Annotated in this window: 17 protein-coding genes; 5 read left to right on the plus strand and 12 right to left on the minus strand. The window is 71.6% G+C overall.

The window, feature by feature from the left end; translation table 11 throughout:
* Positions 1-7: 7 nt before the first annotated feature.
* The 10 genes from ftsW to ACPCHZ_RS14595 all read right to left on the minus strand — a co-directional run bounded on the left by ftsW (position 8) and on the right by ACPCHZ_RS14595 (position 12,546).
* A complete protein-coding gene (gene ftsW, locus ACPCHZ_RS14550; RefSeq protein WP_423485717.1) occupies positions 8-1,552 on the minus strand; it encodes a putative lipid II flippase FtsW in 1,545 nt (514 codons plus the stop codon).
* A 27-nt stretch (positions 1,553-1,579) separates the two neighbouring features.
* Positions 1,580-3,031: a UDP-N-acetylmuramoyl-L-alanine--D-glutamate ligase gene (murD, locus tag ACPCHZ_RS14555; protein WP_423485402.1), complete on the minus strand. Its 1,452-nt coding sequence runs from the start codon at positions 3,029-3,031 to the stop codon at positions 1,580-1,582.
* A 1-nt stretch (position 3,032) separates the two neighbouring features.
* Positions 3,033-4,112 (minus strand): phospho-N-acetylmuramoyl-pentapeptide-transferase, encoded by a 1,080-nt coding sequence (gene mraY, locus ACPCHZ_RS14560; protein WP_364981098.1) that lies wholly within the window; start codon positions 4,110-4,112, stop codon positions 3,033-3,035.
* The gene (locus ACPCHZ_RS14565; RefSeq protein WP_423485403.1) at positions 4,109-5,605 is read right to left on the minus strand and encodes a UDP-N-acetylmuramoyl-tripeptide--D-alanyl-D-alanine ligase; all 1,497 of its coding nucleotides are present in this window, start codon (positions 5,603-5,605) and stop codon (positions 4,109-4,111) included. The genes mraY and ACPCHZ_RS14565 overlap by 4 nt, the downstream gene beginning before the upstream one ends.
* Positions 5,602-7,134, minus strand: coding sequence for a UDP-N-acetylmuramoyl-L-alanyl-D-glutamate--2,6-diaminopimelate ligase (locus ACPCHZ_RS14570; protein WP_423485404.1), 1,533 nt, complete (start codon positions 7,132-7,134; stop codon positions 5,602-5,604). Before ACPCHZ_RS14570 ends, ACPCHZ_RS14565 begins: the two co-directional genes overlap by 4 nt.
* 46 nt (positions 7,135-7,180) lie before the next feature.
* On the minus strand, positions 7,181-9,124 hold the full coding sequence (locus tag ACPCHZ_RS14575) for a peptidoglycan D,D-transpeptidase FtsI family protein (RefSeq protein WP_423485405.1): 1,944 nt from the start codon (positions 9,122-9,124) through the stop codon (positions 7,181-7,183).
* Entirely contained in the window at positions 9,121-10,260 is a 1,140-nt protein-coding gene (locus ACPCHZ_RS14580) for a hypothetical protein (protein ID WP_423485406.1), read from the minus strand. Before ACPCHZ_RS14580 ends, ACPCHZ_RS14575 begins: the two co-directional genes overlap by 4 nt.
* Entirely contained in the window at positions 10,257-11,426 is a 1,170-nt protein-coding gene (rsmH, locus tag ACPCHZ_RS14585) for a 16S rRNA (cytosine(1402)-N(4))-methyltransferase RsmH (protein ID WP_423485407.1), read from the minus strand. The genes ACPCHZ_RS14580 and rsmH overlap by 4 nt, the downstream gene beginning before the upstream one ends.
* Positions 11,401-11,832 (minus strand): division/cell wall cluster transcriptional repressor MraZ, encoded by a 432-nt coding sequence (mraZ, locus tag ACPCHZ_RS14590; RefSeq protein ID WP_018599516.1) that lies wholly within the window; start codon positions 11,830-11,832, stop codon positions 11,401-11,403. Before mraZ ends, rsmH begins: the two co-directional genes overlap by 26 nt.
* Before the next feature lie 309 nt (positions 11,833-12,141).
* Complete coding sequence (locus ACPCHZ_RS14595) at positions 12,142-12,546, minus strand: DUF3040 domain-containing protein (RefSeq protein ID WP_423485408.1); 405 nt, start codon at positions 12,544-12,546, stop codon at positions 12,142-12,144.
* Between the two features lie 208 nt (positions 12,547-12,754).
* Between ACPCHZ_RS14595 and ACPCHZ_RS14600 the strand changes: the two genes are divergently transcribed.
* The 4 genes from ACPCHZ_RS14600 to ACPCHZ_RS14615 all read left to right on the plus strand — a co-directional run bounded on the left by ACPCHZ_RS14600 (position 12,755) and on the right by ACPCHZ_RS14615 (position 16,827).
* Positions 12,755-13,351 carry a GNAT family N-acetyltransferase gene (locus ACPCHZ_RS14600; protein ID WP_423485409.1) on the plus strand — a complete coding sequence of 199 codons (597 nt, stop codon included), beginning with the start codon at positions 12,755-12,757 and terminating at the stop codon, positions 13,349-13,351.
* A gap of 111 nt (positions 13,352-13,462) precedes the next feature.
* Entirely contained in the window at positions 13,463-14,092 is a 630-nt protein-coding gene (locus ACPCHZ_RS14605; RefSeq protein WP_423485718.1) for an LppM family (lipo)protein, read from the plus strand.
* A 112-nt stretch (positions 14,093-14,204) separates the two neighbouring features.
* Positions 14,205-15,284 (plus strand): bifunctional (2E,6E)-farnesyl/geranyl diphosphate synthase, encoded by a 1,080-nt coding sequence (gene idsA2 / locus ACPCHZ_RS14610; RefSeq protein ID WP_423485410.1) that lies wholly within the window; start codon positions 14,205-14,207, stop codon positions 15,282-15,284.
* A 4-nt stretch (positions 15,285-15,288) separates the two neighbouring features.
* Positions 15,289-16,827 (plus strand): alpha-(1->6)-mannopyranosyltransferase A, encoded by a 1,539-nt coding sequence (locus ACPCHZ_RS14615; RefSeq protein WP_423485411.1) that lies wholly within the window; start codon positions 15,289-15,291, stop codon positions 16,825-16,827.
* On the opposite strand, the gene ACPCHZ_RS14620 is transcribed toward ACPCHZ_RS14615, so the two are convergent.
* Positions 16,782-17,186 carry an Rv2175c family DNA-binding protein gene (locus ACPCHZ_RS14620; protein WP_364981127.1) on the minus strand — a complete coding sequence of 135 codons (405 nt, stop codon included), beginning with the start codon at positions 17,184-17,186 and terminating at the stop codon, positions 16,782-16,784. The genes ACPCHZ_RS14615 and ACPCHZ_RS14620 overlap by 46 nt on opposite strands.
* 34 nt (positions 17,187-17,220) lie before the next feature.
* On the opposite strand from ACPCHZ_RS14620, the gene ACPCHZ_RS14625 reads away from it, so the two are divergent.
* Complete coding sequence (locus ACPCHZ_RS14625) at positions 17,221-18,426, plus strand: protein kinase domain-containing protein (protein WP_423485412.1); 1,206 nt, start codon at positions 17,221-17,223, stop codon at positions 18,424-18,426.
* Here the strand turns inward: ACPCHZ_RS14625 and ACPCHZ_RS14630 are convergent.
* Positions 18,423-19,820, minus strand: a complete 1,398-nt coding sequence (locus ACPCHZ_RS14630) for a class II 3-deoxy-7-phosphoheptulonate synthase (RefSeq protein ID WP_364981133.1) — start codon at positions 19,818-19,820, stop codon at positions 18,423-18,425. The two genes, ACPCHZ_RS14625 and ACPCHZ_RS14630, sit on opposite strands and share 4 nt — an antisense overlap.
* Between the last annotated feature and the right edge of the window lie 11 nt (positions 19,821-19,831).

Raw genomic sequence — 19,831 nt, forward strand, 5'->3', positions numbered from 1 at the left:
GCGCCGCTCACCCGTAACGCTGACCTTCCAGTGTGCGGGCCCGCCGGCCCTGTTGGCGTTGCGCGGTCCGGCCTTCGCCGGTCCGCTTCCCGCGGTCGGCCTTCTGCTTGCCGGACCCGATCGCCCGGCGAGGCTGTCCGCCGGAGCGTTGATCGCCTACATGATGCCCTGCGCGCCGCGCCCGTCGGTCATCGGCGGGGGGTTTGCGTTTGCGATCGCCTGCCTGTGCCCGCGGCGCGGGCTTGCCCGGCCGGCCCGGCCGGGTCCGCAACCGGTCGCGGACCGCCTCCAACCGGGTGGGCACGTACGGTTCGGGCAGCGGCAGCCGCAGCAGCCGGTTCACCCGGTCGTCGCGGCCCGCCCGCAGCGCGGCCACCGCCTCGGGTTCGTGTCGTGCGGCGTTGGTCATCACGCCCATCATCAACAACGTTGTCGCCGTTGACGTCCCGCCCGCGGAGATGAGCGGCAGCTGCAGCCCGGTGACGGGCAGCAACCCCACGACGTAGCCGACGTTGATGAACACCTGGCCGAGCACCCAGGTGGTGGCGGTGGCGGTGAGCAGCCGCAGGAACGGATCGGCCGAGCGGCGCGCGATGCGCATCCCGGTGTAGGCGAACAGCCCGAACAGGCCCAGCGTGCCCGCGGCGCCGATGAAGCCCAGCTCCTCGCCGATGATCGCGAAGATGAAGTCGTTGTGGGCGTTGGGCAGGTAGCTCCACTTCGCGCTGCCCTGCCCCAGCCCGTCGCCGAACACCCCGCCGTTGGCCAGTGCGAACCGGGCCTGGCGGGCCTGGTAGCCGGAGCCCTGGGCATCCGCCGCGGGGTCGAGCCAGGACTGCACCCGCGCCGAGCGGTACCCCTCCGCCATCGCCAGCACGGCGGCCGACACCATGACGGCCAGCAGCGAGCTGAGGAACACCCGCAGCGGCAGGCCCGCGTACCAGAGCAGCGCCAGCAGGATGATGCCCAGCGACACCGTCTGCCCGAGGTCGGGCTGCGCGACGATCAGCGCCAGGGCGATCACGGCCGCAGGCACGAGTGGGATCAGCATCTCGCGCAGCGATGCGCGTTCCAGGCGGCGCGACGCCAGCAGGTGGGCACCCCAGATGGCGAAGGCGATCTTGGCCAGCTCCGAGGGCTGCATCGAGAAGCCCGCCACGACGAACCAGCCGCGAGACCCGTTGGCCACCTTGCCGATTCCTGGGATCAGCACGAGGATCAGCAGCACGATCGTCATGGCGAAGGCGGGAAACGCGAGACGGCGCATCAGGGCGACCGGCATCCGCAGCGCGACGTAGAACGCGATGAGGCCGACGGCGGTCCACAGCACCTGCTTGGCGAACACCGACCACGGCGATCCGGCGGAGTCGTAGGAGTACACCCCCGACGCCGAGAGCACCATCGTCAGGCCGAGCGTGGTGAGCAGTGCCGCGACGGCGATGATCAGGTGGAACGACGTCATCGGCCGGCCGAGCCAGGCGCCGAAGCGGGTTCGGGGACCGCGCGTCACCGCCGCTTCGGCCGTCTCCGCCGCGGCGCCGCGCGAGCGCAGGCGGGCCAGCAGGTTGCCCACGGTCCGCTACCGGGTGCCGGCGCGCACGGCGGCGGCGAACGCGTCGCCGCGGTGGCCGTAGCCGGTGAACTGGTCGAAAGAGGCGCCCGCGGGCGCGAGCAGGACGGTGTCGCCCGGCCGCGCCAGGTCGCCGGCGGCCTGGACAGCCGCCGCCATCACCGCCTCGGCGATCGCCCCGTCGGCCACCTCGACCACACGAGTCACATGCTTAACAGCTGACTCAGTTGTCCCATGCACCCCAGAATCCTCCCTCGTCACAAGCTCGACGACGGGGACATCCGGCGCGTGTCGCGATAACGCCTCGGCGACGACGGCGCGGTCACGGCCGATCAGCACCGCGCCCGCCAGACGTCCGGCCACGTCACGGACCAGGTCCTGCACCGACGCGCCCTTGAGCAGGCCGCCGGCGATCCACACCACCCGTGGGTACGCGGCGATCGACGCCTGGGCGGCGTGCGGGTTGGTGGCCTTGGAGTCGTCGACGTAGGTGACGCCGTCGCGCACCGCCACCACCTGCGCCCGGTGCCTGCCCACCGTGAAGCCCCGCAGCGCACCCGCCACCGCGGCAGGCTCCACCCCCGCGGCCCGGGCCAGCGCCGCAGCCGCCAGCGCGTCCAACACCCCGACCGGCCCCGCCACCGTGATGTCGGCGGTGCGTGCGAGTTCGACGTCGCGGCCGAACGCGTTGTCGATCAGCGTGCCGTCGCGCACCCCCAGTTCGCCCGCACCGGGCACGCCCAGCCGGAAACCCGCCCGAACCGGCGCCGACGCATCGCCCAGCAGGCCGGCCGCCACCGGATCGTCCAGGCCGACCACCGCCACCCGGCCGTCGAGCACCCTGGCCTTGTCGCGGGCGTAGGCGGCCATGGAACCGTGCCAGTCCAGGTGGTCCTCGGCGACGTTGAGCACCACACCCGCCTCGGGCCGCAGCGACGGCGCCCAGTGCAGCTGGAAGCTCGACAGCTCGACGGCGAGCACGTCGGACGGCTGCCCCAGCACTTCGAGCACCGGCTCGCCGATGTTGCCGCACAGCGCGCTGCGCAGGCCGCCCGCCACCAGCATCGCGTGCAGCATGGACGTCGTGGTGGTCTTGCCGTTGGTCCCGGTCACCGCGAGCCAGCGGCGTGGGGGGCCGTAGCGCCCGGACTGGTCGAGCCGCCATGCCAGCTCCACATCACCCCAGACCGGCACGCCCGCCGCGGCCGCCGCGGCCAGCAGCGGCGCCGTCGGCGGGAAGCCCGGACTGGTCACCACGAGGTCGTAGTCGGCGATGCGGGCCACCGCCGTCGCCGGATCGGTCACTCGCGTGCCCGTGTCGGCGTAGGAGGCCAGCGCCGAGGCGTTGTCGTCGCACAGCGTCGCCGTCACCCCCAGTGGCGCCAGCGCGGCCAGCACCGCACGGCCGGTGATCCCGGCGCCCGTCACCAGAACCGCCGCCCCGGGGGCTATCGGCGACACGTCACGCCCCGACGGCGGCGAGCCACTCGCTGTAGAAGAGTGCGACGCCCAGGCCGCATGCGATCGCCGTCAACAGCCAGAACCGGATGATCACCGTCGTCTCGGCCCAGCCGACCAGTTCGAAGTGGTGATGGAACGGCGCCATCCGGAACACCCGCCTGCCCGTGGTGCGGAACGCCAGGATCTGCACCACGACCGAGGTCACCTCGGCGACGAACAGCGCACCGAGCACCACCGCGAGGATCTCGGTGCGGCTGGTGACCGACAGACCCGCGATGACGCCGCCCAGCGCCAGCGAGCCGGTGTCGCCCATGAAGATCTTGGCGGGCGCGGCGTTCCACCAGAGAAACCCGATGCAGGCGCCCGCCGTCGCCGCCGCGATCAGCGCCAGGTCCAGCGGGTCGCGGACGTTGTAGCAGCCCAGCCCCGGACTGGTCGCGCAGGCGTTGCGGTACTGCCAGAACGTGATGATGACGTAGGCGGCGGTGACCATCGCCATGGCGCCGGCGGCCAGGCCGTCCAGGCCGTCGGTGAAGTTGACCGCGTTCGACCAGGCGCTGACGATCACCACGCAGAACAGCACGAACACCGCCGGCGCGAGCGTCACGGTGGCGATCTCGCGGACGTAGGACAGCTCCGCGCCGCCCGGCGTCAGCCCGTCGGCGTTGCGGAACTGCAGCGCCAGCACACCGAACAGCACCGCGGCCAGCAGCTGGCCCACGGTCTTGGCGGTCTTGTTCAGGCCGAGGTTGCGGGCGCGCCGGATCTTGATCAGGTCGTCGACGAAGCCGACCGCGCCGAGCGCGGTGGCCAGCCCGAGGACCAGCAGGCCGGACGCCGACGGGCCCTCCCCGCCGAGCGCCACGCCGACGAGGTGCGTGCCGAGGTAGCCGGCCCAGATGCCGGCCAGGATCGCCACGCCGCCCATCGACGGGGTGCCGCGCTTCTTGGCGTGGCTGGCCGGCCCGTCCTCACGGATCTCGTGGCCGAGGCCGCGCTGGGTGAACAGCCGGATCAGCGCGGGGGTGAGCAGGATCGACACCGTCAGCGCGATGCCGACGGCGATCAGGATCTGCCTCATCGATCACCGATTCCGGAGTCCGCCGCCAGCGCGTCGGCCAGTGCACCGAGCCCGGCCGAGTTCGACGCCTTCACCAGCACCACGTCACCGGGCGCCAGTTCGGCGCGCAGCACGGCGAGCGCCGCGTCCGCGTCGTCGACCAGGGCGGCCTCCGACCCCCACGATCCCTCCATGACCGCCCCGTGATGCATGGCGCTCGGCGACCTCCCGGTTCCGACGACGATGAGTCGAGACACATCTAAGCGCACGGCCAGCCGGCCGATGCGGTCATGCTCGGTTATCGCGTCCTCGCCGAGCTCGGCCATCTCGCCCAGCACCGCCCAGCTGCGCCGCCGCTCCTGTCCTCCGCGGGCCATCCACGCCAGCGCCTTGAGGCCGGCCTGCATCGAGTCGGGGTTGGCGTTGTAGGCGTCGTTGACGACGGTCACCCCGTCGGCACGGGTGGTCACCTCCATGCGGTGCCGCGACGCCGGACCGGCGTCGGCCAGCGCGGCGGCCACCTGATCGGGGCGGGCGCCGCACTCCAGCGCCACCGCCGCCGCACACAGTGCGTTCGACACCTGGTGCTCGCCGTGCACCGCCAGCGCGACGTCGACCTCGCCTGCGCCGGTGTGCAGGGTGAACCGCGGCCGCGCCAGTGCGTCGAGAGCGATCCCGTCGGCCCAGATGTCCGCCAAGGCGCCCGCGTCCTGCGACACCCGCACCACCCGCGCCGCGGTGCGGCCGGCCATCGCCGCCACCGCATTGTCGTCGACGTTGAGGATCACCACACCCGACGGCGGAACAGATTCCGGCAGTTCGCCTTTCGTCGCGGCGATGGCCTCGCGCGAACCGAACTCGCCGAGGTGGGCGGTGCCCACGTTGAGCACCACCGCGATCGACGGCCGCGCGATCGCGGCGAGCGCGGCGATGTTGCCGGGATGGCGGGCCGACATCTCGAGGACCAGGAAGTCGGTCGACTCCTCGGCGCGCAGCACCGTCCACGGATGGCCGAGCTCGTTGTTGAACGAGCCCGGTGGCGCGATGACGTTTCCGAGCGGCGACAGCACCGCGGCGACCAGGTCCTTGGTCGAGGTCTTGCCGGAGGAGCCGGTGATCCCGACGACGGTCAGCCCGTTCGCGGTGAGACGCTCGGCCACCGCCGCGGCGAGCCTGCCCAGCGCGGCGAGCACCGCCGCACCTGCGCCGTCGACGTCGTGTTCGAGCACCCCGGCACCGGCGTCCGCGCCCTCGGCGGGCGGCACCACGATCGCGGGCACACCCACCGGCCGGGCGGCCAGCACCGCAACCGCACCGGCGGCCACCGCGGCCGCGGCGAACTCGTGGCCGTCCGCGCGGGCGCCCGGCAGCGCCAAGAAGAGCCCGCCGGGCGTGACGGCGCGGGAGTCGAATTCGACGGTGCCGGTCACCCGGGTCGCGGCGACCTCGGGTGTGACGTCGGCCAGTTCTCCGCCGACGATGTCGGCGATCTCGGCGAGGCTGAGCGCGATCATCCGCCGCGCCCCGACGCGACCAGCGACTCGGCCAACTGCTGACGGTCGTCGAACGGGCGGGTCCGGCCGTGGCTCGTCTGGCCCGCCTCGTGGCCCTTGCCCGCGACCAGCACGACGTCGCCGGGCCGCGCCCACGCCACCGCGCAGTCGATGGCGCCGCGGCGGTCGCCCACCTCGAGGATCTCGGCCGCGGACCCGGCCTCGCGCGCGCCCGCGACGATGGCCGCCCGGATCGCGGCGGGGTCCTCGTCGCGCGGGTTGTCGTCGGTGACCACCACCAGGTCGGCCAGTTCGGCGGCCGTGCGGCCCATCGGCGCCCGCTTGCCCGGATCGCGGTTGCCGCCCGCGCCGAACACGACCGCCACCCGGGCGCCGCCGGCGTGCTCGCGCAGCGTCTCCAGTACCGCGCGCAACGCGCCGGGCTTGTGCGCGTAGTCCACCAGCGCAAGGAAGCCCTGACCGCGGTCGACCGGTTCGAGCCGGCCCGGCACCGTCGCGGTGCGCAGACCCGGCGCGGCCTGCTCGGGTGACACGTCGACCGCGTCCAGCAGCGCGGTGGCGAGCAGGCAGTTGGCCACGTTGTAGCGGCCGGGCAGTCCGATCCGCAGCCCGTGGTGTACGCCGGCCGGGTCCTCGGCGACGAACTCCTGGGCGACGTGACCGACGGCGCGCACCTGCTCGGCCCGCCAGTCGGCGTCGCGGCCGGTGGCGCTGACGGTCACCGGCGCGGTGGCCAGCGCCGCCATCTCCCGGCCGGCCTCGTCGTCGACGCAGATCACCGGCAGGTCGGCGCATGCGGCCGACCGCGGGTCGAACAGCCGTGCCTTGGCGGCGAAGTAGTCGGCCATCGTCGGGTGGAAGTCCAGGTGGTCGCGCGAGAGGTTGGTGAATCCGCCGACGGCGAACCGCACGCCGTCCACCCGGCCGAGGCTCAGCGCATGGCTCGACACCTCCATCACCACGGTGTCGACGCCGTGCTCCACCATCACCGCCAGCAGTGCCTGCAGGTCGGGCGCCTCGGGCGTGGTCAGTGCGCTGGGCTGGTCCCGGCCGGCGATCCGCACGCCGACCGTGCCGATCAGGCCCGCCACCCGGTCGGCTGCACGCAGGCCCGCCTCCACCAGGTAGGTGGTGGTGGTCTTGCCCGAGGTGCCGGTCACCCCGATCACCCGCAGGCGCTCCGACGGCCTGCCGTAGACGGTGGCCGCCACGTCGCCCAGCACCGCACGCGGGTCGGGATGGACCAGGACCGCGACGTCGGTCCCGGTGTCGATGAGGTCGGCGCCTGCCGCATCGGTGAGCACCGCCGCCGCACCGCCCGCGACGGCCGCCCCGACATAGCGGGCGCCGTGCGACGAGGAACCGGGCAGGGCGGCGAACAGGTCACCCGGCCGGGCGTCCTGTCCGCGCAGGGTGACCCCGGTGATCTGGATGTCAGGCAGCGGCGCGACCCCGCGCGGGACCGCTGTCACCCGCTCGGCCAGCGGCCCGAGCGGGGATCCGGCGGGGTGGCTGGGACGCAGGTTCATGGCGATGACACAGTACCGATCCCGGCACCGGCGGTGCTTCTACAGGTCAGCTCGCCTGCAGCGTGAGCGGCGGGCCGGGGTCCGGTGAGAGGGGCACGTTGTCGCGCTGCAGCAGCCACGATGCGATGTTGTGGAACAGCGGGGCAGCCGAGGAACCCGGCGTGCCGTCGGCCGCGCGGTGCGGAGCGTCCATCATCACGCCCACGACGTAGCGCGGGTCGTCGACGGGCGCCATGCCGGCGAAGGTGATCCAGTAGACGTCGCTGTAGTAGCAGCCGCAGGCGGGGTTGATCTGCTGGGCGGTGCCGGTCTTGCCCGCGATCTGGTAGCCCTCCACCGCGGCCGCCGGACCGGTGCCCTGCTGGGTGCCCATCGGGTCGCGCTGGACGACGGCGCGGAACATGTTGCGCACCGTGCGCGCGGTCTCCGGTGAGACCACCTTGATCCCCTCCGGGCGCGGTTCGTCGGTGCGGCTGCCGTCGGCCGCGACGGTGCCCTTGATGATCCGGGGCGGGATTCGCACGCCGTCGTTGGCGATGGTCTGATACATGCCGGTCATCTGCAGCAGGGTCATCGAAAGGCCTTGTCCGATGGGCAGGTTGGCGAAGGAGCTGCCCGACCACTGGTCGATGGGCGGCACCAGGCCGGCGCTCTCGCCGGGCAGGCCGACTCCGGTGCGCTGGCCGAGGCCGAACCGGCGCAGCATGTCGGCGTAGCGTTCCGGCCCGACGCGCTGGGCCAGCATCAGTGTCCCGACGTTGGAGGACTTCCCGAACACGCCGGTGGTGGTGTACGGCATCACCCCGTGCTTCCACGCGTCACCGACCGTGACGCCGCCCATGTCGATGGATCCGGGCACCTGCAGGACCTCGTCGGGATTGGTCAGCCCGTACTCGATCGCCGACGCCGCGGTCACGATCTTGTTCACCGAGCCGGGTTCGAACGGCGAGGAGACCGACAGGTTGCCGTTCTGCTTGTGCTCCTGGCGGCCGATGTCCTGCGAGGGGTCGAACGTGTTGTCGTTCGACATCGCCAGCACTTCACCGGTTTTCGCGTCCAGCACCACGGCGGAGACGTTCTTGGCGCCGGAGGCGTCCTTGGCCTGCTGCACCTGCTGCTGGACGTGGAACTGGATGTCGTCGTCGATCGTCAGCATCACCGTCGAGCCGTCGACCGAGTCGTGCCGGTTTCGGTAGCTGCCGGGGATGACCACACCGTCGGAACCGCGGTCGTAGGTGATCGAGCCGTCGGTGCCGGCCAGCACCGCGTCCAGCGAGTCCTCGAGTCCGAGCAGCCCGTGGCCGTCCCAGTTGATGCCGCCGACGATGTTGGCCGCCAGCGATCCGCCCGGATACTGGCGGAGATCCTGACGCTCGGTGCCGACCTCGGGGAACTTCGCGGTGATCGCGTCGGCCACGGACGGGTCGACCGCGCGGGCCAGATACACGAATGACTCGTTGCTGCGCAGCTTCTTGAGCACCGTCTTCATGTCGGGCTTGTTGCCGAGCCGGGCCGCCACCTCGGTGGCGATGTCGCGCAGCCGGCGCTGGGGGTCCGGCGCCTGCGGCGTTTCGGCCGAATTCTTCGAAAAGGCCTCTTCGAGCTCCTTGCGCACCTTCACCGGCTGGAACGTCAACGCCCGTGCCTCGATGGTGAAGGCCAGCTTGTCGCTGTTGCGGTCGACGATGCTGCCGCGCACCGCCTTCTCCACATCGGTCACCTTGAGCTGGCCGGCGGCCTCGGCGCGCAGCCCCTCGGCCCGCGGTACCTGCAAGCTGAACAACTGCCCGGCCGCGACGAGCAGCAGCACGAAGATCACCGCCATGCCGCCGCGGTGCCGGAACGTGAACGACGAACTGCGCAGGCCGGTTTCGACCGAGGTCTCCCGCGTACGCCGGGCGCGCGCCGAGTGTTCGGCCGACGGCGCCGCACCCCGTCGGGGCTTGGCGTTCGGCCGGGCAGGACGGCGCCGTCCGGCGTCGCGGCTCATGCCTGGGGCCCGGGCAGCGGTGCGGCGACCGGGGTGAACTGCTCGGCGCCCGTGGCCGGAGCGGGCGCGGGCGGTGCCTGCGGGGTGGCAAGAGGAGGCGGTGCCGCGGCGGCGACCGCTTCCGGGGCCACCTGGTCGGGCGCGGGGCCCGGCAGCAGCGGCAGGCCCGGAACAGGCAGCGGCGCCGGGGCGGGCGCGGCGGCCGGCGGCGGCGCGACGGCCAGCGGCGCCGCGTCAGGCGCGACCGGCGCACCCGCGGCGGGCAGCGGCAGAGCCGGTCCGGGCGACGCCGGCGGTCCGTCCGCGGTGCCGTGCGGTGCGGTTCCGAGCGGCACGGCAGGCGTCGCTACGGGCGATCCGGGCAGGCCGGTGCGGTCGGGCATCCGAACAGTCACCTCACGAGGATCGACCACTCGCGGCGCGGGAGGCGGTTGCGGCGTCGGCGTGTCGTCGGGCAGCGGAGCGTTCAGCGGTGGCGGCGGGACGCCCTCGGCCGGTTTCGGTGTGCCGACGACCACCCAGTTGCCCGCGGGATCCTGGACGAGGTGGGCGGTGTCGCGCGACGGGATCATGCCCAGACCGCGGGCCGCCTCGGCCAGCGCGGGTGCTGCCTGCGCCTCCAGCACGTCGCGCTCGAGCGCCTCCTTCTGCTGGAGCAGTGCCTGGTTGGTCTCGCGGGCCGCACCCAGTTGGTAGGACCGCTCGGCGGCGCCGGTGGACAGCCACAGCGTGATGCCGAGGCCCATACCCAGTGCCCCGATGACCAGCACCACGAACGGCACCCGGGCGACCAGGGTCCGCGGGTTCAGCTCGATCTCGGCGAGCCTGACCAGCAGCCGTTGCCGCAGCGGAGGCCGAATGACTTTAGGGGCCTTGGCCTTGCGCGCCTTGGCGCGGGCCTTGGCCTGGCTGGCGTTCTTCGGCCGCGCGGGTACGGCCACCGCGCCGGAGGACGGCTTGGCCGGCCGGGCGACGGGTCCGGTCTGCGGTGCGGACCGCTGGGGCCCGCGCTCGCGGGTGGGCCTGCCCCGGCGCGACGGCGTGTCGACCGGGCGGCGAGCTCCGCCACGGACCGGTTGGCGGGCAGTACGCCGCCGATCGGCGCCCCGGTCGACCGCGTTTCGCTTCACCTTCATGCCACTTCCCTTCCGGCAACCTTCTCCAGCGCGCGCAGGCGCACGGGGGCGCTGCGCGGATTGCGCTCGATCTCCTCGGGGGCGGCACGCTCGGCGCCACGCGTCAGTGCGACGAATTCCGGCCCGTGGCCAGGTAATTCGACAGGCAGACCCGGCGGTGTGCGCGATGCGGTGGCCTCTGCGAACCGGGTCTTGACGATGCGGTCCTCCAGGGACTGGTAGGCCATCACCACGATCCGCCCGCCGGCGTCCAGCGCGTCGAGCGCGGCGGGCAGGGCGTCGCGCAGCGAGTCCAGTTCGCCGTTGACCGCGATGCGCAGCGCCTGGAACGTGCGCTTGGCGGGATGACCACCGGTGCGACGGGCAGGGGCCGGGATGGCTTCGTAGAGCAGTTCCACCAACTCGCCCGTGCTGGTGAACGGCGCGCGGGCGCGGCGACGTACGACGAACTTGGCGATCCGGCCGGCGAACCGTTCTTCGCCGAACTCGCGCAGCACCCGGGCCAGGGCCTTCTCGTCCCAGGTGTTGAGCACCTCGGCCGCGGTCAGCGGGGCGTCGGAATCCATCCGCATGTCCAGAGGGGCGTCGGCGGAGTAGGAGAAGCCCCGTTCCGGACGGTCGAGCTGCATCGACGAGACGCCGAGGTCGAACAGGAAGCCGCGGACGTCCGCCGCCCACGAGCCGGATCCGGTCAGGGCGTCGGCGATGCCGTCGTAACGGGTGCGCACCAGGTGGACCCGGTCGCCGAACGGGGCGAGCCGTTCGCCGGCGATCGCCAGGGCGTCCGGGTCGCGGTCGAGGCCGATCACGCGCAGCTCGGGCAGCAGTGAGAGGAAGCGCTCGGAGTGTCCACCGGCGCCGAGGGTGGCGTCGACGAGCACCGCGCCCGCGCCGTCGGCGCCGCGGCGGGTCAGCGCCGGCATCAGCAGTTCGACACAGCGGTCCAGCAGGACCGGGACGTGTTCCATCGCCACCCCCGAAGAACCGTTCTGTGAATAGAGCACCCCTGCATCGAGGTCCCTGCCCGAGAGCGCGGACCTGGCGTCGGGGAAGTACGCCAGGGCCGGATCGGACAGAGGCCACGATGCACGGGCGACATGCGGACCGAAGGCCGGGTGGTGTCCCCGGCCCGCGGGGGACTCAGATGATGTCGCGCAGAGTTTCATCGGTTGCCGCGGAGAAGTTCTCTTCGTGGGTCTGCTGGTACTCCTGCCATGCTTGGGCGTCCCAGATCTCCAAGTAGTCAACCGAACCGATCACCACGCACTCCTTGGAGAGGTTTGCGTAGCGGCGGTGGTCGGCCGACAGGGTGATCCGGCCTTGCGCGTCGGGATGCTGTTCGTCGGTGGCGGCGGCCAGGTTGCGCAGGAATGCACGCGCCTCGGGATTGGACCGCGACGCCTGCGACGCCCGCCGCGCGAGCTTCTCGAATTCGTCCCGCGGGTAGACCGCCAGGCTGTGGTCCTGACTCTTGGTCACCATCAGCCCTCCTGCCAGTGCGTCGCGGAACTTGGCGGGCAGTGTGAGCCGCCCCTTGTCGTCGAGCTTCGGCGTGTAGGTGCCCAGAAACATCCGGCCACCTCCCGCCTCGCTCCGATGCATGCCACTTTACCCCACAATCCCCCACTTTGCTCCATCTAGTGTGTGCGAGCTCGACAAATTCCCCACCAGTGACCCACAAGGGCACATCGCGGGTGGCCGTCCTATGCCTCGGACGGGGCTCGATCGGGCATCAGAGCAGCTCAGCACAGCCACAGGAGAAGGTGGGGCGGAGTGGGGCGCTACGCGGGCGGCAGCTGGGAGCGGCGTGTCGCGGAGTCGCCCACAGACATGAAAAAGGGGTAGCCCGCATCGGGCTACCCCTGTGAACCGAAGACTCGGCTACTCGTCGAAGCGACGGCGGAAGCGATCCTCCATCCGGCTGGTGAACGAGTTGCCCGAGCCCTTGTGCTTCTTCGTCGACCGCGACGACGCCTCGGGCGCCGAACGGTCCCGCGCGCCGGTCACCCGCGGGCCGGTGATCGCGAACACCACGCCGGCGAACATCAGCACGAAGCCGATCACCGAAAGGATCGGGAACGTGCCGATCATGGTGGCCTTGATGGCGACCCCGCAGACCAGAAGGCCCAGACCGACCACGAAGAGCGCCGCGCCCTGCAATCGGCGGCGGGCCGAGGGCGCACGCAGGGTTCCACCCCGGACGCTCGAGGCGAACTTGGGGTCCTCGGCATACAGCGCGCTCTCGATCTGATCGAGCATGCGCTGCTCATGATCGGAGAGTGGCATACGTCCCTCCTCGCCGGTACGGCCGGTCACGGTGTTCAAAGTCATGCATGCCCGCATTCACGGACACCTAATAGTCATGATACGAGGTCGATCTGAGCCGTACCACCTAGTTCGTCGCACGATTGTATGACGTGCACCGCCATTGGGACGCCACCACCTCGCCCCGGATAATGGAGGCGACGGTAGAGCACCCTGGAGAGGCGACACATTGGCGACATTTCTGATCGATCTGTCGCCCGACGACATGGCGCGCCGGCTTTCCGACGCGCTCAGCGTGTACGTGGACGCGATGCACTACCCGCGCGGCACCGAGGAGCAGCGGGCGTCCATGTGGCTCGAACACACCCGCAGGCACGGCTGGAAGGCGGTGGCCGTGGTCGAGACGCCCGACGGTGCGGCGGAGCCTCCCCTCGACGAGCTGCAGGCCGCACCGCTGCTGGGGGTGGCCTACGGGTACTGCGGCGCCCCGGACCAGTGGTGGCAGCAGCAGGTGGTCGCCGGGTTACAGCGGGTCGGAGCCGAGCATTCGCGCATCGCCGAGCTGATGACCAGCTATTTCGAGCTCACCGAACTGCACATCGACCCCGCGGCACAGGGCCGGGGCCTCGGCGAGGCGCTGGCCAGGCGGTTGCTCGCGGACCGCACCGAAGACCACGTGCTGCTGTCCACGCCGGAGACCAGCGGCGAGGCGAACCGGGCCTGGCGGCTCTACCGCAGGCTGGGCTTCGCCGACGTGATCCGCGGCTACCACTTCGCCGGCGATCCTCGCCCGTTCGCCATCCTCGGGCGCGCTCTGCCGCTCTAGTCCGCCCGTCGGGCCACTGGGCAACGCCCGGTCTGGCACGATGACCGGGTGCGCGCCCGCCCGTCCGCAAAACGCCGAACCCGTCTGCTGGTACTGGCCCTGCTGGTGCTGATGCTGCCGATGATGGTGGGGTGCGTGCGTGTGCGTGCGTCCATCACGGTGTCGCCGGACGACCGGGTGTCGGGGCAGATCGTCGCCGCCGCCAAGCCCCGCGACGAGAACGACAAGGGCCCGCAGCTGCTCAACAGCCTGCCGTTCGCGACGAAGGTGGCGGTCACCGAGTACGAGCGTGACGACTACGTGGGCTCGCAGGCGGTGTTCTCCGACCTCACCTTCGCCGAACTCCCCCAGTTGGCGAACATGAACCGCGACGCGGCCGGCGTCGACATCTCCCTGCGCCGCGCGGGCGACCTGGTGATCCTCGAGGGCCGCGTCGACCTGACCTCGCTCAGCGATCCCGAGGCCGACGTGTCGCTCTCGGTGTCCTTCCCCGGCGAGGTGACCTCGACCAACGGCGACCAGCTCAGTGCGGAGATCGTCGAGTGGAAACTCCGCCCCGGAGTGGTGACCACGATGAACGCCCAGGCCCGCTACACCGACCCCAGCGCCCGCTCGTTCACCGGCGCCGCGATCTGGCTCGGCCTGGCGTCGATACTGGTTGCCGGCGTCGTCGGCGCGCTGGCCTGGACGAGCCGCGACCGCTCCCCCCGCTTCGGCGAGGAGCCGGCGAAGGACGCATGACCGGCGCGCGGCGGCCCCCGTGCGCCTGGCTTGCCGAGAAACCCTCGACACGCTCTACTCTTAGTGCACTCGGGGGCGAGATCAGCACGCGAGAAAGGGGTGCCCGCTGAGCGTGGATGCCGCGGCACCGTCAGCCGTCGAGCTGGCCCGTGCCGTCACCGACCAACTGCGGGACTATCTCCGGGACCGCCGCCGGGACAGCGCCTACATCGGCCCGGAGTACGCAGAAGTGACCGCCGCGCTGGAGGAATTCGTCCTGCGCGGAGGCAAACGGGTACGACCGGCGTTCGCCTACTGGGGCTGGCGCGCGGTGGCCGGCCGGGACGCCGACCCCGGGATCCTCCGGCTCTTCGCCGCCCTGGAACTGCTGCACGCCTGCGCCCTGGTCCACGACGACGTCATCGACGCGTCGGCGACGCGACGCGGCCTGCCGACCGTGCACCGGCTGTTCGCCGAGCGGCACCGCGGGCAGAACTGGCACGGGTCCGCCGAGCAGTTCGGCCTGTCTGCCGCGATCCTGCTCGGCGATCTCGCGCTGGTGTGGGCCGACGACATCGTCGCCACCGCCGATCTCCCGCACGACGCGCACCGGCGGGTGCAAGGGGTGTGGGCCGACATCCGCACCGAGGTGCTCGGCGGGCAGTTCCTCGACATCGTCGCCGAAGCCGGCGGCGCCGACTCGGTGGCCTCGGCGATGACCGTGAACACCTACAAGACGGCGTCCTACACCGTGTCGCGGCCGCTGCAGATGGGCGCCGCCGCGGCAGCGGACCGTCCCGACGTGCAGACGATCTTCCACGAGGTGGGCACCGACCTCGGGATAGCCTTCCAGCTCCGCGACGACGTGCTCGGGGTGTTCGGCGACCCCGCCGTCACCGGCAAGCCCTCCGGTGACGACCTCCGCTCGGGCAAGCGCACGGTACTCGTCGCCGAGGCCGTCGAGCTGGCCGAGCGCACCGACCCGGTCGCGGCCAAACTGCTGCGGACGTCGATCGGCACCCAGCTCACCGATGCGCAGGTGCGCGAGCTGTGTCAGGTCATCGAGTCCGTCGGTGCGCTGGCCGCGGTCGAGGAGCGCATCGAACTGCTCACCCGGCGCTCACTGGAGCGACTGGCCGCCGCGCCGATCGATGCGCGCGCCAAGGCCGGACTGGCCGAACTCGCGAGATCGGCCGCCAACCGGTCCGCCTGACAGCATGACGACCGAAACCGGAACTCCGAGAACAACTGTGGCGCAGCATCTGTCGCGGCTGGCCGCCTTCGCCTCGTCGGGCGCGGCACGGCCGGCCCTGCTGGGCTGCCTGGGCGCCGCGCTGATCACCATCGGCGCGCTGGGCGCGGGCAGCACGAGGCTGCACGACCCGCTGCTGGAGTCACTGCACCTGTCGTGGCTGCGCTTCGGGCACGGCCTGGTGCTGTCCTCGCTGCTGCTGTGGGGCGGGGTGGCGGTGATGCTGATCGCGTGGCTGTGGCTGGGGCGGCGGGTGATCGACGGGACCGCAACCGAGTACACGATGGTCGCGACCACGGGGTTCTGGATCGCCCCGCTGCTGTTGAGCGTGCCGGTCTTCAGCCGCGACACCTACTCCTACCTGGCACAGGGCGCCCTGCTGCGCGACGGCTTCGACCCGTACCTGGTGGGCCCGATCGAGAATCCGAACCCGCTGCTGGACAACGTGAGTCCGATCTGGACCACCACCACCGCACCGTACGGACCGGCCTTCATCCTGATCGCCAAGTTCGTCACCATGCTCGTCGGCGACGACGTCATCGCAGGCACCATGCTGCTGCGGCTGTGCATGCTGCCGGGACTGGCACTGCTGATCTGGGCCGCGCCGCGGGTGGCCCGCCACGTCGGCGCCAACGGCGCGGCGGCACTGTGGATCTGCGTGCTGAACCCGCTGGTGATCATCCACCTGATGGGTGGCGTGCACAACGAGATGCTGATGGTCGGGCTGATGGTCGCAGGCATCGCGCTGACCTTCGGTGGCCGGCCGGTCTGGGGCGTGGGCCTGATCGCGCTCGCGGTGGCGGTCAAGGCGACCGGCGGACTGGCACTTCCGTTCATGGTGTGGGTGTGGATGCGTCAACTGCAGGACCGTCGCGGGTACCGGCCGCTGCGCGCCTTCGCCGCTGCCACCGCCGCGTCGTGCGCCGTCTTCGTCGCCGTGTTCGCCGTGGTGTCCGCCCTGGCCGGCGTCGGCCTGGGCTGGCTGACCGCGCTGGCCGGATCGGTGAAGATCATCAACTGGCTCACCCTGCCGACCGCGGCGGCCCAACTGGTCAACGTGATCGGCGGACTGATCCTGCCGGTGAACTTCTACGCCGTGCTCGACGTCACCCGCATCATCGGCATCGCGATCATCGCGATCTCACTTCCGCTGCTGTGGTGGCGGTTCCGCCACACCGATCGCGAGGCGCTGATCGGCATCGCCGCGGTGATGGGCGTGGTGGTGCTGTTCGTGCCCGCCGCCCTGCCCTGGTATTACACCTGGCCGCTCGCCGTGCTGGCCGCGCTGGCGCAGAGCCGGCCCGCCATCGCGCTCATCGCCGGGTTCTCGACGTGGATCATGGTGATCTTCAAACCCGACGGCGCGCACGGCATGTACTCGTGGGCCCACGTGCTGCTCGCCACGGCATGCGCTGCAGTGGCCTGGTATTCGCTCTATCACCCCGACCGGCGGCCGGGTCAGTACGCCATCGCCTGGGCGCGGCGCACCACCTCGCGTGCCTGATGTGAGCGCAGCGCGTCCACTGGTCGCGCATTGGTCTGCCGCTCGGTGCTGCCGTCGCGGCTGATCGTCAGCGACGGGTCCGGGGTGAACAGCCACCGCACGATCTCGGTGTCGCGGTACCCGCCGTCTCGCATCACCACCAGCAGCCCGGGCAGGGGCTTGATCACCTGCCCGGAGTCGTCGAAGAACAGTTTCGGCACCACCACGGTGCCGCCACGGCGGACGCCGATGAGGTGGCCCTCGCGCAGGTGCTGATGGACTTTGGTCACCGGAATGCCGAGCATCGATGCGACGGCGGGCAGGTCGTAGACGGCCTCGTCGCGCTCCAATACATCGTCAGCGGCCGGAATGCTGCTCACGGCATCGAGTCTAGGGCCAAACGCGACTCGTAACATGTGTTCGGTGGAGCCCTACCCCCAGCATCCGGATCCGCTCGTCGGCACCGTGCTGGACGGGCGCTACCGCGTCGACGCCCCGATCGCCGCCGGCGGCATGTCGACGGTCTACCGCGGCCTGGACGAGCGTCTGGACCGGCCGGTGGCGCTGAAGGTGATGGAGGCCCGCTACGCGGGCGATCAGCACTTCCTCACCCGGTTCCAGCGGGAGGCCCGGGCCGTCGCGCGGCTGAAGGGCGACGGCCTGGTCGCCGTGTACGACCAGGGCATCGACCGCGGCCACCCGTTCCTGGTGATGGAGCTCGTCGAGGGCGGCACGCTCCGCGAACTGCTGCGCGAACGCGGTCCGATGCCGCCGCACGCCGCGGCCGCGGTATTGGCGCCGGTGTTGTCCGGGCTGGCCGTCGCCCACCGCGCCGGTCTGGTGCACCGCGACGTCAAACCGGAGAACGTGTTGATCTCCGATGACGGCGAGGTCAAGATCGCCGACTTCGGCCTCGTCCGTGCCCTCGCCGAGGCGAAGATCACCTCGACGAGCGTCATTCTCGGCACCGCGGCCTACCTGTCGCCCGAGCAGGTCGCCTCCGGTGACTCCGGTCCGCGCAGCGACGTCTACGCCGTGGGGGTGCTCGCCTACGAGTTGCTCACCGGAGACACCCCGTTCAGTGGCGACACCGCACTGGCGGTGGCCTACCAGCGGATGGACCATGACGTCGCACCGCCGAGTTCGGTGATCGCGGGCGTGCCGCCGCAGTTCGACGATCTGGTCCTGCGGGCCACATCCCGCGACCCCGCACAGCGGTACGCCGACGCCCAGGACATGGGCGACGACCTCGCCGACATCGCCGACGAACTGCGACTGCCGGCCTTCCGGGTGCCCGTCGCCAGGAATTCGGCGGCGCACGCGTCGGCCACCCGGGCGCACACCCGTGCGCCCGTCGCCGCCGCCACGCCCGCACCGCCGCGTCAGCCCACCCGCGAACTCACCCGCGGCCCCGACGACTGGCCCGCCGAACCGAGCCGCGACGACGAATATCCCTCGGCGACCGACCATTTCGCCGGTATCCCGATCGACGAGTTCTACTGGGCCCGGCAGCGGGCCCGGCGGACGCTGCTGTTCTGGGTGATCGCGGTGCTCACGCTCACCGGCCTGCTCGGCACCGCCGCCTGGACGCTGGGCACCAATCTGCCCGGGCTGCTCTAGTCGCGCAGCATCTCCGCCACGAGGAACGCCAGCTCCAGGCTCTGCTGGGTGTTCAGTCGCGGGTCGCACGCGGTCTCGTAGCGGCCGGCGAGGTCGGTGTCGGAGATGTCCTGCGCGCCACCGAGGCATTCGGTGACGTCCTCGCCGGTGATCTCGACGTGGATGCCGCCCGGATGGGTGCCCAACGCCCGGTGCACCTCGAAGAATCCCTGCACCTCGTCGACGATGCGGTCGAAGTGCCGGGTCTTGTAGCCGGTGGACGACTCGTGGGTGTTGCCGTGCATCGGGTCGCACTGCCAGATCACCCGGTGGCCCGTGGCCTGCACCTTCTCGATGATCGGCGGGAGCAGATCGCGCACCTTGTGATTGCCCATCCGGGTGACCAGTGTCAGCCGGCCGGGCTCGTTGTGCGGGTCCAGTCGCTCGACGTACTCGACTGCCATCTCCGGCGTGGTGGTCGGGCCGAGCTTGACGCCGATCGGGTTGGCGATCGTCTCGACCAGGCCGATGTGGGCGCCGTCGAGCTGGCGGGTGCGCTCGCCGATCCACACGTAGTGCGCGGACAGGTCGTAGAGCCGCGGTTCGGGCTGGCCGGCCGGGAAGTCGGTGGACAACCGCAGCATCGCCCGCTCGTAGTCGAGCACCAGGGCCTCGTGGCTGGCGTAGATCTCGGCGGTCTGCAGGTTCGGGTCGTTGACGCCGCAGGCATTCATGAACCGCAGGCCGCGGTCGATCTCGCCGGCCAGCGCCTCGTAGCGGGCACCGGCGCGCGAGGTGCGGACGAATTCGCGGTTCCAGTCGTGCACCAGGTCCAGCGACGCCAGGCCGCCGGAGGTCAGCGCCCGCACCAGGTTCATCGCGGCGCTGGCGTTGGCGTAGGCGCGGACCAGCCGCGACGGGTCGTGCTCCCGCAGCGCCGCGTCGGGGGCGAAGCCGTTGACCATGTCGCCGCGGTAGGACCGCAGCCCCAGCGCGTCGATGTCGGCCGACCGCGGCTTGGCGTACTGGCCCGCGATGCGGGCCACCTTGATCACGGGCATGCTGGCGCCGTAGGTCAGCACCACCGCCATCTGCAGGAGCGTGCGGATGTTGGCGCGGATGTGCGGCTCGGTGTTGTCGGCGAACGTCTCCGCGCAGTCACCGCCCTGCAGCAGGAATGCCTCACCGCGCGCGACGTCGGCGAGCAGGCTCTTGAGCCGCTCGATCTCCGACGGCACGGTGATCGGCGGAACGCTCTCCAGCACCGTCCGCATCGCCTTGGCCGTGGCGGGATCCCAGCTGGGTTGCTGGACGGCCGGGCGGGCCAGCGCGGCGTCGAGCCGTCGCCGCAGGTCCTCGGGCAGCGGCGGCAGGTCTGGGAGCTGGTCGATGGGTACGTCGACGGTCCAGTTCACCCATTCATGGT

This window comes from Mycobacterium sp. NPDC050041 (assembly GCF_049541695.1).
In the GTDB taxonomy this organism is placed as follows: domain Bacteria; phylum Actinomycetota; class Actinomycetes; order Mycobacteriales; family Mycobacteriaceae; genus Mycobacterium.

Coding starts and splice junctions, on each gene's coding strand:
- ACPCHZ_RS14625 (WP_423485412.1), top strand. CDS start 17,221: ATGTGTTCGGTGGAGCCCTACCCCCAGCATCCGGATCCGCTCGTCGGC.
- mraZ (WP_018599516.1), bottom strand. CDS start 11,832: ATGTTTCTGGGCACCTACACGCCGAAGCTCGACGACAAGGGGCGGCTC.
- mraY (WP_364981098.1), bottom strand. CDS start 4,112: ATGAGGCAGATCCTGATCGCCGTCGGCATCGCGCTGACGGTGTCGATC.
- ACPCHZ_RS14570 (WP_423485404.1), bottom strand. CDS start 7,134: ATGAACCTGCGTCCCAGCCACCCCGCCGGATCCCCGCTCGGGCCGCTG.
- ACPCHZ_RS14615 (WP_423485411.1), top strand. CDS start 15,289: ATGACGACCGAAACCGGAACTCCGAGAACAACTGTGGCGCAGCATCTG.
- rsmH (WP_423485407.1), bottom strand. CDS start 11,426: ATGAAACTCTGCGCGACATCATCTGAGTCCCCCGCGGGCCGGGGACAC.
- ACPCHZ_RS14575 (WP_423485405.1), bottom strand. CDS start 9,124: ATGAGCCGCGACGCCGGACGGCGCCGTCCTGCCCGGCCGAACGCCAAG.
- ACPCHZ_RS14605 (WP_423485718.1), top strand. CDS start 13,463: ATGCTGCCGATGATGGTGGGGTGCGTGCGTGTGCGTGCGTCCATCACG.
- ACPCHZ_RS14565 (WP_423485403.1), bottom strand. CDS start 5,605: ATGATCGCGCTCAGCCTCGCCGAGATCGCCGACATCGTCGGCGGAGAA.
- ACPCHZ_RS14580 (WP_423485406.1), bottom strand. CDS start 10,260: ATGAAGGTGAAGCGAAACGCGGTCGACCGGGGCGCCGATCGGCGGCGT.
- ACPCHZ_RS14595 (WP_423485408.1), bottom strand. CDS start 12,546: ATGCCACTCTCCGATCATGAGCAGCGCATGCTCGATCAGATCGAGAGC.